At 70.2% G+C, this 15,159-nt stretch carries 13 protein-coding genes; 3 read left to right on the forward strand and 10 right to left on the reverse strand.

Annotated elements, in window-relative coordinates; all coding sequences use genetic code 11:
- Positions 1-53: 53 nt before the first annotated feature.
- The 5 genes from ABZX22_RS44205 to ABZX22_RS44225 form a co-directional block, all read right to left on the reverse strand.
- Positions 54-380 carry a DUF742 domain-containing protein gene (locus ABZX22_RS44205; protein WP_354923097.1) on the reverse strand — a complete coding sequence of 109 codons (327 nt, stop codon included), beginning with the start codon at positions 378-380 and terminating at the stop codon, positions 54-56.
- A gap of 107 nt (positions 381-487) precedes the next feature.
- Positions 488-910 (reverse strand): roadblock/LC7 domain-containing protein, encoded by a 423-nt coding sequence (locus ABZX22_RS44210; RefSeq protein WP_354923062.1) that lies wholly within the window; start codon positions 908-910, stop codon positions 488-490.
- Positions 907-4,236 carry a nitrate- and nitrite sensing domain-containing protein gene (locus ABZX22_RS44215; RefSeq protein WP_354923065.1) on the reverse strand — a complete coding sequence of 1,110 codons (3,330 nt, stop codon included), beginning with the start codon at positions 4,234-4,236 and terminating at the stop codon, positions 907-909. Before ABZX22_RS44215 ends, ABZX22_RS44210 begins: the two co-directional genes overlap by 4 nt.
- Positions 4,237-4,409: 173 nt before the next feature.
- Positions 4,410-5,819 (reverse strand): aminobutyraldehyde dehydrogenase, encoded by a 1,410-nt coding sequence (locus tag ABZX22_RS44220; protein ID WP_354923068.1) that lies wholly within the window; start codon positions 5,817-5,819, stop codon positions 4,410-4,412.
- 110 nt (positions 5,820-5,929) lie between these two features.
- Positions 5,930-7,195 carry a glycosyltransferase gene (locus tag ABZX22_RS44225; RefSeq protein WP_354923071.1) on the reverse strand — a complete coding sequence of 422 codons (1,266 nt, stop codon included), beginning with the start codon at positions 7,193-7,195 and terminating at the stop codon, positions 5,930-5,932.
- Positions 7,196-7,309: 114 nt separating this feature from the next.
- Between ABZX22_RS44225 and ABZX22_RS44230 the strand changes: the two genes are divergently transcribed.
- Positions 7,310-7,924: a TetR family transcriptional regulator gene (locus tag ABZX22_RS44230; protein ID WP_354923074.1), complete on the forward strand. Its 615-nt coding sequence runs from the start codon at positions 7,310-7,312 to the stop codon at positions 7,922-7,924.
- Between the two features lies 1 nt (position 7,925).
- Here ABZX22_RS44230 and ABZX22_RS44235 read toward each other — a convergent pair whose 3' ends face one another.
- Genes ABZX22_RS44235 through ABZX22_RS44250 form a run of 4 tightly spaced genes read right to left on the reverse strand, consistent with a single transcriptional unit; the run spans position 7,926 to position 12,366 of the window.
- Positions 7,926-9,632: an ATP-binding cassette domain-containing protein gene (locus ABZX22_RS44235; RefSeq protein ID WP_354923076.1), complete on the reverse strand. Its 1,707-nt coding sequence runs from the start codon at positions 9,630-9,632 to the stop codon at positions 7,926-7,928.
- Positions 9,619-10,398 (reverse strand): ABC transporter permease, encoded by a 780-nt coding sequence (locus ABZX22_RS44240; protein ID WP_354923079.1) that lies wholly within the window; start codon positions 10,396-10,398, stop codon positions 9,619-9,621. Before ABZX22_RS44240 ends, ABZX22_RS44235 begins: the two co-directional genes overlap by 14 nt.
- Positions 10,391-11,218, reverse strand: a complete 828-nt coding sequence (locus ABZX22_RS44245; RefSeq protein ID WP_354923082.1) for an ABC transporter permease — start codon at positions 11,216-11,218, stop codon at positions 10,391-10,393. Before ABZX22_RS44245 ends, ABZX22_RS44240 begins: the two co-directional genes overlap by 8 nt.
- Positions 11,219-11,247: 29 nt before the next feature.
- Positions 11,248-12,366 (reverse strand): spermidine/putrescine ABC transporter substrate-binding protein, encoded by a 1,119-nt coding sequence (locus ABZX22_RS44250; RefSeq protein ID WP_354923085.1) that lies wholly within the window; start codon positions 12,364-12,366, stop codon positions 11,248-11,250.
- 214 nt (positions 12,367-12,580) lie between these two features.
- Here ABZX22_RS44250 and ABZX22_RS44255 point away from each other — a divergent pair, with 214 nt between their 5' ends.
- Positions 12,581-13,768 carry a hypothetical protein gene (locus ABZX22_RS44255; protein ID WP_354923088.1) on the forward strand — a complete coding sequence of 396 codons (1,188 nt, stop codon included), beginning with the start codon at positions 12,581-12,583 and terminating at the stop codon, positions 13,766-13,768.
- A complete protein-coding gene (locus ABZX22_RS44260; RefSeq protein ID WP_354923091.1) occupies positions 13,765-14,718 on the forward strand; it encodes an SIS domain-containing protein in 954 nt (317 codons plus the stop codon). The genes ABZX22_RS44255 and ABZX22_RS44260 overlap by 4 nt, the downstream gene beginning before the upstream one ends.
- 72 nt (positions 14,719-14,790) lie before the next feature.
- Here ABZX22_RS44260 and ABZX22_RS44265 read toward each other — a convergent pair.
- Positions 14,791-15,159: ATP/GTP-binding protein (locus tag ABZX22_RS44265; RefSeq protein ID WP_354923094.1), on the reverse strand; the 369-nt coding region annotated here is incomplete at its 5' end.

A 15,159-nucleotide genomic window follows, 5' to 3' on the forward strand; every position in this document is an offset into this window, starting at 1 on the left:
TCTTGCCCACACCGAACCCGCCCGCCACGACGATCTTCGTCGAGGTCAGGCCGCTAGAGCCTGCGAAGTCCACTTAGCACCCTTTCCAGCAGGTTGAGATCCGGCTTACCCGCCTCCAGCTGCGGCTGGTGGACGCGGATCAAGCCCTCGGACGCCATGTCCGCGATCAGCACCCGGGTGATGCCGAGCGGGACCTTTAAGAGAGCGGAGACCTCCGCGACCGACCTGACCGACCGGCACAACTGGATGATCGCTTGGTACTCCGGACTGAGGAGAGAAAGATCGCGATGTTCGGATGTGGCGGAGGAGACCAACGCCTCCATCGCGAACTTCACCCTGGGCGCCGTGCGCCCACCGGTCACGGCATACGGCCTGACCAGCGAGCTCGGCCCCTGAGGGCGTGGGGCCCCATGTCGCCCCTGATTGTTATCACCAGCCCAACCCTGATCTGTCACAGCCTTCTCCTGTCCCCCATCTCACGTCCCCGCTAGCGGGGACGCGCCGCCTGCAGCTCGGCCCGTACGGCAGGTGTCAGCACCTGACCGGCCCGCTCCACCAGCAGCGTCATCTGGTACGCCACCAGGCCCATGTCACAGTCGGCCGCGGCCAGCACCGCCAGGCACGACCCATCACTGATCGACATGATCATCAACAGGCCGCGCTGCATCTCGATCACCGTCTGGGTGACCATGCCGCCCTCGAACACCCTGGCCGCGCCCTGGGTGAGGCTGATCACACCGGAGGCGACCGCGGCGAGCTGGTCGGCCCTGTCCTTGGGGAATCCCTCGGAGTAGGCAAGCGGCAGACCGTCGGACGACACGACCACGGTGTGCGCGACACCGGGCACGTTGTTCACGAAGTCGGTGATCAGCCAGTTGACGCCGCGGGCGCCCTGACTCAGCTCTCTCATCTGTCCTCCTTGTTCTCGCGGGCGTGGTCGCGAGTGAATTCACGGCCCTGCCGCACTCCCTGCTGGAAGCTCGACAGGCGGCTGCGCACCCGGTCGGGCGAGACCGGCGCGGGCACCTCGGGCGGCGCGCTCTCCGGCGTGCTCGCCGTACCGGGGACCAGGTTGGCTTTGGGGACCCTGCGCGGCAGGCCCGAGGAGGTCGTGCCGCCCTGGGCGGGCTGCGCGGCGGCGCGCGCGGCCTGGAAACCGCTGTCGGCGGGCGAGGACCACGAGGTGGACATGCTCTCGCCCGGCCGGCGCTGCGGCAGCCCCTGCGGGCGGCCTTCCGGCGCCGGCGGCTGCTCGCCGGAGAGGCGAGGGCGTGGGGACGGCTCGGGGTCCGCCTCCTCCCGCGTGCTCTCCCTGGCGGCCTTCAGCTCCTCGGGGTCGGGCCGGCGGAACCAGTCGGATCCGACGGAGGAGAAGATCGGCAGGAACTCCTCCCCGTCCTCGTCCATCGGGGAGCTCCGCACGACGGGCAGCGGGCCGGTCATGTCGGCCTCCGGCAGCCCCATGAAGGAGCTGTGGGAGTCGTTGCCCGGGGAGCCGAACGCGCCGGCGGGGTCGCGCTTGACGTGGTCGAAGGCGGAGTTGGCCTCGGGCTCGAGCGGGCGGCCGAAGGCGTCCATCGACCGCGGGTCCGGCTCGGGCAGGCTCCTGGAGAACGGGTCGAAGGCCGGTTCGGGCGTGCCGGACGCCGCGGACGGCCAGCCGCGGTCGGCGAGCCCGCCGGACGCCCCGGCACCGCCGGGGCGCTGGCCGTTGGCGGAGAAGCCGCCTTCGGAGAAGCCACCCTCGGAGAAAGCGCTGTCGGAGAAACCGCTGTCGGCGAAGCCGCTCTCGCGAGACCCGCCGTCGGAGAAGGCGCTCTCGCGGGACCCGCCGTCGCTCTCGCGAGACCCGCCGTCGAAGAAGGCGCTGTCGGAGAAAGCGCCGTCCGAGAAGGAGCTGTCCGAGAAGGAGCCGGTGGAGAATCCCGTGTCGGCGAAGCCCTGCTCGCGCGACCCGCTGTCGGTGAACGTGCCGCTGGGGAAGGCGCTGTCGGACGGGCCGCTCGTGACGGCCTCGGCGTCGGCCGTGCCGAAGGCGGACTCCTCGCCCATGGACGGCCACGCGGTGTTGCCTCCGGGCGGGGGCAGCGTGCCGGGCCACGGCGTGTGCATCGGCTCGTCGAACCCGCGCACGTCCGGGCTGTCCATGCCGAACGGTGCGACGGGGGCGGCCATGACGGGCGAGTCGAACGGGCTGAAGGAGCCCTGGGTCTGCGGGAAGGGGAAGCCGGTCTGGGCCGGGGCGGACGCGCTGACCAGCAGCGTGTCGGGCAGCACGACCAGCGCGGTGACGCCGCCGGAGGGCTGCGAACGCAGCTGCACCGTGATGCCGTGGCGCAGCGCCAGCCGGCCGACCACGAACAGGCCCATGCGGCGCGAGACCGACACGTCGACGACGGGCGGGTTGGCCAGGCGCCAGTTGGCCTGCGCGACCTCGTCGGCGCTCATGCCGATGCCGAGGTCGACGACCGCGATCATCACGCCGTTCTCGGCGCGGTTGCTGGAGACGCTGACCTTGGTCTCCCGCGGGGAGAACGAGATGGCGTTCTCGATCAGCTCGGCGAGCAGGTGGACGACGTCGGTGACCGCGGGGCCCGCCACCAGGGTGCCGGTCGGCACCTGGATGTTGACGCGCTCGTAGCCCTCGACCTCCGACAGCGACGCGCGGGCGATGTCGACGAGCTCGACGGGCTGCGTCCACTTGCGGGCGGCCTCCTGGCCGGCGAGGACCAGGAGGTTCTCGCTGTTGCGGCGCATGCGGGTGGCCAGGTGGTCGAGCCTGAACAGGTCGGACAGGCGCTGCTCGTTCTCCTCGCCGTTCTCCAGGCCCTCGATGAGCTGGAGCTGGCGTTCGACCAGGGTCTGGCTGCGGCGGGAGAGGTTGACGAACATCGCGTTGACGTTGGCGCGCAGCTTGGCCTCGTCACCGGCCAGCCGGATGGCCTCGCGGTGGACCTCGTCGAAGGCCCTGGCCACTTCACCGATCTCGTCACGGGTGAGCACGCCGATGGAGGGCACCTCGGGGATGGCCGCGCCGTCGCCGGACTCGCGCAGGATGCGGACGGTGTCGGGCAGCGTATGGCCGGCCACCTCCAGCGCCTCGGCGCGCAGCCTGCGCAGCGGGCGCACGAGCGAACCGGCCACCCTGGTGGTGATCAGCAGCACGAGCAGCAGCAGCACGAGGATGACCGCGCCGGAGACGATGGCGTTGCGCTGCTCGGCGTCGGCCAGTTCCCTGGTCTGGGCCACGATGGAGGTGGCCAGCTGGTCCTCGACCTTGCGCATGGTGTCGACCGTCTGCTCGGTGCTGTCGTACCAGAGCTTGAGGTCGCGACGCGAGGTGATGTCGAGGTCGCGGATCTCCTTGTACTCGCGCATCTGGGCCAGGGCGCGCTGGCGCATGGCGTCGGCGCGGTCGACCTCCTGGCCGCGGACCATCTTGCGGTAGAAGGCCAGGTCGTCGCCCGCCGCCTCGGACTCGAAGACGGCCAGCTCGGCCTGCTGGGCGTTCCACGAGCCGAGGAAGTCGGACAGGTCGTCGTAGTCGAGGCTGCGCTCGATCTGCGCGACGACGAGGATGACCTGCTGGCGGGAGACCTCCTCCTTGGCGCGCTCCAGCGCGCCGAGGGCGGTGGCGTCACCGAGCAGGCCCTCGTTGTTGCCCTCGGCGATGAGTTCGCCCTGCAGCCCCTCCATGACGTCGATCATGGAGGTGAAGGTCTTGATCGCCGCTCGGGGAGGAACGCTGTCGCTGTCGCCGATGATCGAGTCGCGGAGCCCGTCGAGGCCCTCGAGCCAGCGGACCACCTCCTCGACCTCGTCGCGCACGCGGAGCGGGTGGGCCTCGTCGATCGCCCTGGCGCTGTCGAGCACCTTCTTCTTGCCCGCGTCGACGACGTCCCGCTGGTTGCGCAGCTGGGAAAGGCGGCCGGCGCGGCGGTTGTCGGCGATGTACCAGGCGGTGAGCGCCCGTTCCTTGCCGAGCTCGTGGGAGAGCGCGCCGAGCCGCTGCACGAGTTCGGCCACCTGGGTCAGGCGGCGGTACTCGGACGCGGTGCCGATGGAGTTGGCAAGCTGGATACCCGCGAGGAGGACGCCCACGACCGTGGGAATCAGGATGAGCAGGATGAGGCGCGATCGCACCCGCCAGTTGCCCAGCTGGAAACGACCGCCCGGCCCGGGCTGCTTGCCTGTGTCCTCCCCCGGGGCGGCGTGCCGGGGGTTTTCCGTCCTCACTGAGTGTCGCTACCTCTCGCCATACGTGCTCGGGAAATCTCTGACACGCATGTGGCGCATGGGATTGCAGGAGCGATCGTAATTGGAACACAACCTGACCAGATCAGCGAACGAGACAAAGCTCGCTAAACACCCATAAATCCGGCTTTTTCGCCCATAACGCCACACGCCGTTTAGGCCGGCCGGAACGAGTCCCGCTCGGCCGGAGCCGCGTGCTTGATCATCAAATGGCGGGTCACAGAGTACTCCTGCACCGCCTCCTGGCTCATGTCCTTGCCGAACCCGCTGCCCTTGACGCCGCCGTGCGGGGCCTCGCTGGCGATGGGCAAATGATCATTGACCCAGGTCACGCCGACGTCCAGCCGGTGCGAGACGCGCATGGCCCTGGCCACGTCACGCGACCAGACCGAGGAGGCCAGGCCGTAGCGGGTGTCGTTGGCCAGCCTGACCGCCTCCTCCTCGCCGTCGAAGGGCAGCACGACAAGCACGGGGCCGAAAAGCTCGCCCTGCACGACCTCACTGTCCTGCCGCGGGCCCGCGATGAGGGTGGGCGGGTAGAAGAAGCCGGGCGCGTCGATCGGGGCGCCGCCGCAGACCACCTCGCCACCGGAGTCGGCGGCCGCGCGGGTCACGAAGCCGTGGACCCGGTCGCGGTGCGCGGCGGAGATCAGCGGCCCGATGTCCGTCGTGGGGCTCCAGGGGTCGCCGACCTCGATCTCGGCCAGCGTAGCGCGGATGGCCTCCACCGCGTCGCCGTACACCTGGCGGGCGACGTAGACGCGGGTGGCGGCGGTGCAGTCCTGGCCGGTGTTGTAGGTCGCGCCCATGGCCACGCCGCGCGCGGTCTCGGCCAGGTCGGCGTCCTCGAAGACCAGGGCGGGCGCCTTGCCGCCGAGCTCCAGATGCACCCGCTTGAGCGTGCGCGCCGCACCCGTCATGACCGCCCGGCCGGTCTCGGTGGAGCCCGTGACGCTCACCATGTCCACGCCCGGGTCGGTCACCAGCGCCTCGCCCACCTCGGCGTCACCGGTCACGACCTGCACCAGGTTCGCGGGCGCGCCGGCCTTGGCGATCAGCTCGGCCAGCCGGACGGTCGTGCGCGGCGTGTTCGGCGCGGGCTTGATCACTACCGCGTTGCCCGCGGCCAGCGCCGGGCCGAGCTTCCACACCGCCATGACGAAGGGGAAGTTCCACGGCGCGATCGAGCCGACCACCCCGACGGGACGGCGCAGCAGCACCGAGGTGTAGCCGGCGCTGAGCACCCCGGCCCCGCTGCCCTCCAGCGAGCGCGCGGCCCCGGCGAAGAAGCGCAGGTTGTCGGCGGCGAAGGGCAGCTCGCCGTCCCTGAAGACGGCCGCGGGCTTGCCGGTCTCCTCCACCTCGAGCCTGGTCAGCTCCTCGGCGTCGGCCTCCACCAGGTCGGCCAGGCGCAGCAGCACGCGGGCGCGCTCGGCGGGGGTCGCCTGCGACCACTCCTCGAAGGCCGCCCTGGCCCGCCGGACGACCTCGGCCACCTCGCGGACGGGCGTGTCGGGCAGCTCGGCGAACGGCAGGCCGGTGGCCGGGTTGATCAGTTGACGCATGGTGTCTTTCCTCGGAAACGATCGGGTCGGTCGCCTGCCGTGACGGCCGGAGACCACTTCTGAGGGGAACGCGCGGCGGCGTTCCCCTCAGACGGTCGGTCAGGCGTGGCTTACTTGCCGAGCTGCTCGATCAGGTCGGCGGCCTTGCGCAGGCCGTCACGCCGGCGGATCTCCTCGCCCGCGGCGGCCAGCCTGGCGCGCAGCTCGGTGTCGCTGAGCAGGCGGTCCAGCGCGCCGGTGAGCTCCTCGTCGGTGAAGGAGTAGGTGGACAGGCGCACGCCGTAGCCGAGCTCGTCCACGCGCTGAGCGTTGTCGTACTGGTCCCAGAACAGCGGCAGCAGGATCATCGGCTTGCCGAAGTGGATCGCCTCGGTGGTGGTGTTGTTGCCGCCGTGGGTGATGACCAGGTCGACCTGCGGGATGATCTTCGTCTGCGGGACGAACTCCGCGCCCCACATGTTGTCGGCGAGCTTGATCTCCTCGTGCAGCGGGCCCTTGGAGACGATGTACTGGTGCGGCGTGGTGGCCAGCACGTCGATGACGCGCTGCATGAGCTCCACGTCGGCCGAGCCGAGCGAGCCGAGCGAGAAGTAGACCAGCGCGCCCTCGGTGCGCTCGAAGGGCAGCGCGAAGTCCTCGTCGGTCTCGCGGACCGAGGAGTCGAGGCGGTGCCAGCTCGGGCCGAGCGGGCGGGCGTCGGTGTAGTCGAGCAGCTCGGGGTAGACGTAGAGGTTCAGGTCGCCCTCGTGGATGAAGTCGAGGTCGGGCAGCGGCCGGGTGCCCTGCTCGATGCACCACTCGTTGAAGGCGGACCAGATCTCGCGGTGGGTGCGGTCGTACTCGGCGCCGAAGGCGTCCCACTCGCCGCGGTCGCCGGAGGGCAGGCCGGAGAAGACCGGCGGGATCCCCTCGCCGCGAACCTCCAGCGGGTTGCAGGAGACGATCCTGACGAACTTCTTGCCCGTCGTCAGCAGTGCGGGGAAGGTGATGACGTTGTCCTCGACGATGATGTCGGGCTGCACCCGCTCGATGATCGCCTTGAGCTGCGGCTCGCAGTACTTCACGCCGTCGATCAGGGCGTCCCAGATCGGCTTGGTGACGGTCTCGAGCTGCTCCTTGGTGCTCTTGCGGTACTCCGGAGCCGTGTCGCGGATGAAGTCCTTCCAGAACTGGCCGGCGTCCTGCTCCTCCTCGGCGGGCGGCGCCAGGTCCACCAGGTCCTCCTCGAAGCCGAGCGCCTCGAGCTTGCCCTTCCACGACGCCTCGGCGGCGAAGACCACCCGGTGCCCCCTGCGGCGCAGGATGTCACCGATGCCGATGCTGTTGTTCGTGGGTCCGTACGCGCTCTCGGGCATGAACAGGATGGTGAGAGACATGATCAACTCCGGGGGGACGCTCAGTTGAATTTCAATTCAAATACTGTCTAGCGGGATGGTCAACTTCAAGGCAGTATGTGCCCGCATGACCTTAATGACGCCACAGGAACGGGGGTGCTGGTGACCGCGCGCAAGAGTCGCTCGGACCGGCGGATCGACCTCATCGAGGCGGCCCGGCGGGCCATCGTCCGCCACGGCATCGACGGGGTGCAGCTGACGCACGTGGCCGAGGAGGCCGGACTGACCTCGGGCGCGGTGCTCTACCACTACCCCGACCTCAGCGAGCTGCTGGTCGAGGCGCACCACGCCAGCGTGGAGCGCTTCTACGAGCACCGCATGCGGCAGATCTCCGCGATCAGCGACCCCGCCCGCAAGCTGGTCGTCACCATCCGCTCGGGGCTGCCGACCGGGCCGCTCGACCCGGACGTGCGGCTGCTGAACGAGCTCGGCGGGGCCGCCGGCCGCAACCGGATCTACGGCCTGCTGCTGACGACCCTGTACGACCGCCAGGTGTCGATGTACCAGGCGGTCCTGGACACCGGGACGGCGCTCGGCGTGTTCACCCTGGCCACCGACTCGCTGACGATCGCGCGCAACCTGGTGGCCCTGGAGGACGCCTACGGCTATCGCATCACGGCCAGGCATCCGCTCATCGGCCCCGAGGAGGCCGTGGAGCTGATACTGAGCTATGCCCGGGCGGCCACCGGCTGCGAGCTGGCTCCCCACTGACTCAACCTTCCCGGATCAGCACCGCGTCGTGGGCGTCCCAGTCGAGCCGGACCTGGGCGCCCGCCTCGACCTTCGCGGCGCCCTGCTGGGCCACCAGGACAGGCTTGTCCCTGCCCTCCACGGTGACCGCGATGTGCGAGATGCCACCGTAGAAGCTCACATCGACCACGGTGCCGGGCAGGCCTTCGCCGGACATCTCATCGGACAGCCGCACCTTCTCCGGCCGCACGGCCAGCAGCGCCTTCCTGCCCTTGCTCTCGCCACCCTCGACCTCGCCGCCCTCGGCCTCGCCACCTTCGGCCTCGCCGTCCTCGGTCTCGCCGTCCTCGGCCCCAGCACCGTCAGACTCGGCGTCCTTGCCGTCGGTTCCCTCGGCGTTGGCGCCATCAGACTCGGCACGCTCGGTCTCCGCGCCCTCGGCGTCGGTTCCCTCACTCTCAGCGCCATCGGTCTCAGCACCATCAGTCTCAGCACCGTCAGACTCGGCGCCGCCAGACTCGGGGCCGTCGGTCGCGGTGTCCTCTGACTCGGCGCGCTCGGTCTCCGCGCCCTCGGCGTCGGTTCCCTCGCTCTCAGCGCCATCAGACTCAGCACCGTCAGACTCAGCGCCGCCAGACTCGGGGCCGTCGGTCGCCGTGTCCTCTGACTCGGCACGCTCGGTCTCCGCGCCCTCGGCGTCGGTTCCCTCGCTCTCAGCGCCATCAGACTCAGCACCGTCAGACTCAGCATCGGGAGAATCGGGGCCGTCGGTCGCGGCATCCTCGGACTCGGCGCCGTCAGACTCGGGGCCGTCGGTCGCGGTGTCCTCGGACACCGGCTCCTCAGACGACGACTCCTCGGACACCGGCTCCTCAGACGACGACTCCTCAGACGACGGCTTCTCGGACGCCGCGTCGTCGGGCTCGACGGTCTCAGGATCCTCGATCTCGGCGCTCTCGGCGGGCAGGACGCCGAGTCCGGGGACCTCGAGGCCGCCCGGCACCGCCGTACCCTCGAAGAGGTTGTTGGCGCCGACGAAGTCGGCCACGAACGGCGTGCGGGGCCGCTCGTACAGCGCGACCGGCTCGTCCACCTGGCGCACCTGGCCCGTCTGGAAGACCGCGATCCGGTCGGCGAGCGACATGGCCTCTTCCTGGTCGTGGGTGACCACGACGAAGGTGATGCCGACCTCGTGCTGCAGCCGCTTGAGCTCCAGCTGCATGCCCGCGCGGACCTTCTTGTCCAGCGCGGACAGCGGCTCGTCGAGCAGCAGCAGCCGCGGGCGTTTGACGATCGCCCTGGCCAGGGCGACGCGCTGGCGCTGGCCACCGGACAGCTGGGACGGCTTGCGTCCGGCCATCTCGGCCAGCCCGATGGTCTCCAGCACCTCGCCGACCCGCTGCCTGATCTCGGCCTTGCCTAGCTTCTCCTGCTCCAGGCCGTAGGCGATGTTTTTGGCCACGGTCATGTGCGGGAACAGCGCGTAGGACTGGAACATCAGGTTGATCGGCCGCCGGTTCGGCTGCATGGACAGCAGGTCGTCGCCGTCGAGGGTGACCGTGCCCGCGTCGGGCGTCTCGAAGCCGGCCAGGATGCGCAGCAGCGTGGTCTTGCCGCAGCCGGAGGGGCCGAGCAGGGCGAAGAACTCGCCCTGCTCGATCTCGAGCGAGACGTTGTCGAGCGCGGTGACGTCTCCGAACCTGCGGGTGACGCCGTCAATCTTGAGCACGAATCTCCCCGATCTTCGTCATGCGCTGGGCGACGATCACCACGGTGAAGCTCACCAGCAGCAGGATCGAGGCGAGCGCGTTGATCTCCGGGGTCACCCCGAACCTGACCATTGAGTAGATGACGATCGGCAGCGTCGGCTCGGTCGGCGCCGCCGTGAAGAACGCGATGACGAACTCGTCGATCGACAGGGTGAAGGCCAGCAGCGCGCCGGCGACGATGCCGGGCACGAGCTGCGGCAGCGTCACCCTGACGAAGGTGGTGACGGGTCCGGCCCCGAGGTCGCGTGAGGCCTCCTCCAGCGAGGAGTCGGCGTGGGTGAGCCTGGTGCGCACGACGGCGGCGACGAACGCCATGCCGAACAGCGCATGGGCCAGGATCACCGAGTGCAGGCCGAGGCTGAACTTCACCACGTCGTAGAAGACCAGCAGGCCGATGGCCAGCACCAGGTCGGGCAGGATGGCGGGCATCAGGCCGAGCGCGTCGAGCAGCTTGGACCTGGTGTACCTGGCCAGTCCCACCGCCAGCATCGTGCCGAGCACGGTGGCAAGCACGGTCGAGCCCGCCGCCACGATCAGCGTGTTGACCAGGCCTTTGAGGATCTTCTCGTCCTGCGCGAGCACGCCGTACCACTTGAGGCTGAAGCCCTCGTGGACGTACGGCGAGCGGCCCGCGTTGAAGGACATCACCAGGAGCACGAGGATCGGCGCGTAGAGGAAGACGTAGGTCAGCCAGAACGGCACGTAGAGGAAGCGCGGCTTACCCACGGCGGTTCACCCACGACTGGACGACGAGCAGCACGACCAGGACCAGGATCACGGCGAGCGCCAGGGTGGAGCCGAACGGCCAGTCACGTGACTTGAGGAACTCCGTGCGGATCAGCGTGCCGACCGTGGCTGAGCGTCCGCCGCCGAGGATCTCCGGGATGACGAAGTTGCCGAAGCTCGGCACGAAGACGAACAGGCAGCCGGTGGCCACGCCCGGCAGCGTGAGCGGGAGTGTCACGCGCCTGAAGGTGGTGAAGGCCGAGGCTCCCAGGTTGGCCGAGGCCTCGCGCAGCTGCGGGTCGAGCTTCTCGATGGCGGCGTACAGCGGCAGCACCATGAGCGGCAGGTAGGAGTAGAGCAGGCCGGTGACCATCGCGCCCTGGTTGTAGAGCAGCTCGAACTGCGTGCCCAGCGCGGAGTTGATCAGGCCGGGGCCGCTCAGCAGGATCGTCCACGCGTAGATCCTGATGATGAAGTTCGTCCAGAACGGCAGGACGATCGCGACCAGCGCGATCGTCTTCCATGTGCGCGGCAGCCTGGCGATCAGGTACGCCGTCGGGTAGCCGAGCAGGAGCGCGAACACGGTGGTCAGCGTGGCCAGCTCGATCGACTCCAGGACCACGTCCAGGTAGAGCGGGTCGATCAGCCTGGTGAAGTTCTCCGTCGTGAACTCGTAGACGATCCCGCCGAAGCGGCCGCGCCTGAAGACGGTGTAGCTCAGCACCAGGACGAGCGGGACCAGCATCAGCACCGCCAGGTAGGCGATGCCGGGCCCCAGGAATACGAACGCGCCCAGCCGGCGCCCCCACCGAGGGGACACCGGCCGGGCCTTACCCACGGTTTTCACGCTTACTTGGCCGCGACCTCGGTCGACAGGCGGGTGAACTTGGTCGCCGCCTCTCCCAGGTCGATGATCGACTCACCCTGGAGCAGCTCGGCGGGCGAGATGCCGAGCAGCGACCCTTCGGGGATCTGGACCTTGTCCATGGCCGCCTTGTTCGGGACCTTGTAGTTGATGTTGGCGGCAGCCCAGCTGTGGATCTCGGGGTCGAGGATGTAGTTGATCAGCGCGTGCGCGGCCTCCTTGTTCTTGGAGGACTTCATGATCACCATGGTGTCCACCCAGAGGTCGCTGCCCTCCTTGGGGACCACGAACTTGATGTTGTTCTTCGGGTCCGTGGTGGGGCACCAGCCGTCCCACGCCTCGACCATGACGGCCTCGCCGGACTTCAGCTTGTCGCCGAAGGTCACGTCGTCGTACTGGAGCAGCTTGGGCTTGGCCGCGAGGAGGAGCTCCTTCGCCTTGGCGATCTCCTCGTCCTTGTCGGTGTTGACCGAGTAGCCGAGCGACTTGAGCGCGGGCAGGGCCAGCCAGCGCTCGGTGGTCATCATCGTGACCTTCTTCTCGGCCCAGGCCGGCGGCGTCAGGATGTCCTTCCAGCTGGTCGGCTCGGCCTTGACCAGGTCGCTGCGGTAGCAGATGCCCGTCGTGCCCCAGGTGTAGGGGACGGAGATCTTGTTGCCCTTGTCGTAGGAGAGCTGCGTGGCCTCGGGGTAGAGGTTGCTGAGGTTCGGGATCAGCTCGGGGTGGATCGGCTCCAGCAGGCCCGCCGCCGCCAGCGCCTGGGCGTACTGGCCGGAGACGAAGGCCACGTCGACGCCCGCGCCGCCCTGCCCGGTCAGCTTCGCCATCGCGGTCTCGTTGGTGTCGTGCTCGACGACCTTCACGTCCGCGACGCCCAGCTTGGCCTTGGCCTTCTCCGGCAGTTCCTTGGGCGTGTAGCCCGGCCACACGGTCACCGTCAGGCTCTGCTTGGACAGGTCGGCCTTGGCGTTGAGCGGCGCCGCGCTCTGTGCCGGCTTGGCGCTGTCGGTCGACGACTCACCGCCGCACGCCGCGACGGCGAGCGCGAGCCCGGCCGCCGCCACGACGGCCGGAAGACGACGGGTGTACCGGGTACGGGACACGGCCGCTACTCCTTCTAGATTCAGATGTACGAGGGGTCTCGCGACCAACCGGGCACTGCAGACCAAAGCAGGAGTGTTGCAGCCAACATCAACATGAGCAAGACTTTTCCGGACATTGTCACCAGGAAGTTCGATAAACGTGTTGAATCGCGATTCAATATGGCGACGACTGCCGGTCCCACGTAAGAATCACGTTACCGATCAGGACGGCGCCGTGACCAGTTCCCGGCCGACTCTCACCGCCGCTCTCAGCGCCGGTGAAGGGTTCACGGCGGCGTTCCTGGCGGCGCTGTCTGCCCCCGTGCCCGAGCCCTTCAGGGTCCGCCGCTACCTGCCCATGCCCGCCCCGTACGGCACCGCCGGCGAGCCCGGCGCCGGGGACGCCTGGCGGGAGCGCGGCATCGACGTCGACCAGACCAACCACTCGGTGGTGGTCGGCGAGCGGGTCGTGGTGAAGTGGCTGGCCGAGCCGGCGCCGCTGCCCCACCCGACGCTCGCGGCGTTCGCGCACCTGACCGAGGCGGGCTTCCGGGACACCGCCCCGCCGTACGCGGCGCTCACCAGGGTCGAGCCGTCGGGCGCCGAGACGCTGCTGGCCCTGGTGACCGGCTACCTGCCCGGGGCGAGGGACGGGTGGGAGTGGTGCGTGGACGAGGCGGAGGCGGGCCGTAGCGGCTTCGCCGCCACGCTCGGCCGGCTGGCCGCCGACCTGCACCTGGCGCTCGCCACCTTCCCCGCGGCGGACGGCGCGGCCCCGGCACCAGTGCGCCTCCCGCAGGACGCGGCCCCGTCACCGGCGGGCGGCGAGCCCGGCGGGGCGGACCTCTCGCGGCAGGAGTCCGCGCTCGACCGGGCGGCCGGGGCGCTGGAGGAGGCGCTCGCGCTCACCGACGGCGAGGACGGCGCGTGGTTGCGCGCCCACGAGCCCGCCCTGCGCGCCGGGCTGGCCCCGCTGGCCACCCCGGTCACCACCCCGAGGATCCGCATCCACGGCGACTTCCACGTCGGCCAGATCCTCCAGTGGCGCGACGGATACGCGGTGATCGACTTCGACGGCAATCCCACGGTCGCCGACGCCGACCCCTACCAGCCCGCCGCCCGCGACGTCGCCCAGCTCACCACCAGCCTGGAACACGTCGCCCAGGTGGCCGTCAAGCGCCGCGGCACCGCCCCCACCGCCGCGGCCGCGTGGGCCGCCGCCGCCAGAGCCGGCTTCCTGGAGGCCTACCGGCTGCGGCTGCGCGCCGCCGGCCGGGCCGAGCTGCTGGACGAGCGCCTGCTCGGCCCGTTCGAGATCGAGCAGGAGTGCCGCGAGCTGATCTACGCCGCGCGCCACCTGCCCCGCTGGCGCTACGCCCCCATGGGCGTGCTGCGCACCCGCTACACCGAGGAGAACCCGTGAACCCCGAGCTGTTCCACGCCGACCTGGAGGTCAAGCCCTCCGCCCTCGCCGACCTGGCCGCGTGGCTGGAGAAGGAGCCGCTGACGCTGCCGGAGGGGCTCAGGCGAGTGGTGTTCCTCGGCATGGGGAGCTCGCGCTACGCCGCGAGCGTCGCCGCGCTCCGCCTGCGGGCCAGGGGCTTCGACGCCTACGCCGAGTACGGCTCGGCCGCCGCCACCTTCCCCGCCGGCCCCGAGACGCTCGTCGTGCCGATCTCGGCGACCGGCGGCAGCAGGGAGACGCTCGACGCCCTCGCCCGCTACACCGGCGGCCCCTCCCCCGTCGTCGCCCTCACCAACGTCGCGGACTCGAAGATCACCGAGGGTGCCGACCAGGTCATCCCGATGCTGGCGGGCGAGGAGCGGGGCGGCGTCGCCTGCCGTACCTTCCAGCACACGCTGGCCCTGCTGCTGGCGCTGGAGTCGCACCTCACCGGCGCGCCCCGTGACCTGCCCGAGCTGGTACGGCGGGCCGCCGAGGCCACCTCCGACCTGCTCGACCGCCGCGACGAGTGGCTGCCGACCGCCCTCGACCTGCTCGACGGGCCGAACGGCGTCTACACGATCGCCCCGGCCGAGCGGCTGTCGTCGGCCCAGCAGTCCGCGCTGATGGTCCGCGAGGGTCCGCGCAGGCCGGCCGACGCGTGCGAGAGCGGCGACTGGTCGCACGTGGACGTCTACCTGACCAAGACCCTCGACTACCGCGCCCTGCTGTTCCCCGGATCGGCCTACGACGAGCAGGCCATGGACTGGGTACGGCAGCGCGGCTCCACCGTCCTCACCGTGGGCGGGCACGTGGAGGGCGAGCGCGCCGCGATCCGCTACCGGCACGACGAGGATCCGGACGTGGCCCTGCTGACCGAGACGCTGGTCGCCGAGCTGGTCGCCGCCCACTGGTGGCGCACCGCCTGACGCCCCGCTCCCCGGACCTGGGCCCGCCGGGTGCGGGCCAGGGTCCGGGCCAGGAGGTCGGGCCGTAGGCGGTCAGAAGGTGGGCCCGTAGGAGGAGCGCACGGTCAGGGCGTGTTCGACGAGCGTGATGAGCGTGCTCTTGACCGCGTCACGGGAGCGCGCGTCCGTCCGGACGATCGGCACGTGCGGGGCGAGCGTCAGCGCGTCCCTCACCCGGTTCTCCACGTGCGGGAAATGCCCGTCCCACCCGTTGAGCCCGACCACGAACGGGAGCTTCGCCTCCTCGAAGTAGTCGATCGCGGGGAAGCTGTCGGCGAGCCTGCGCGTGTCGACCAGCACGACCGCGCCGATGGCGCCGCGCACCAGGTCGTCCCACATGAACCAGAACCGGTGCTGACCGGGCGTGCCGAACAGATACAGGATCAGGTCCCTGTCCAGCGA

The organism is Nonomuraea sp. NPDC003804, from assembly GCF_040610675.1.
Classification (GTDB): Bacteria; Actinomycetota; Actinomycetes; order Streptosporangiales; family Streptosporangiaceae; genus Nonomuraea.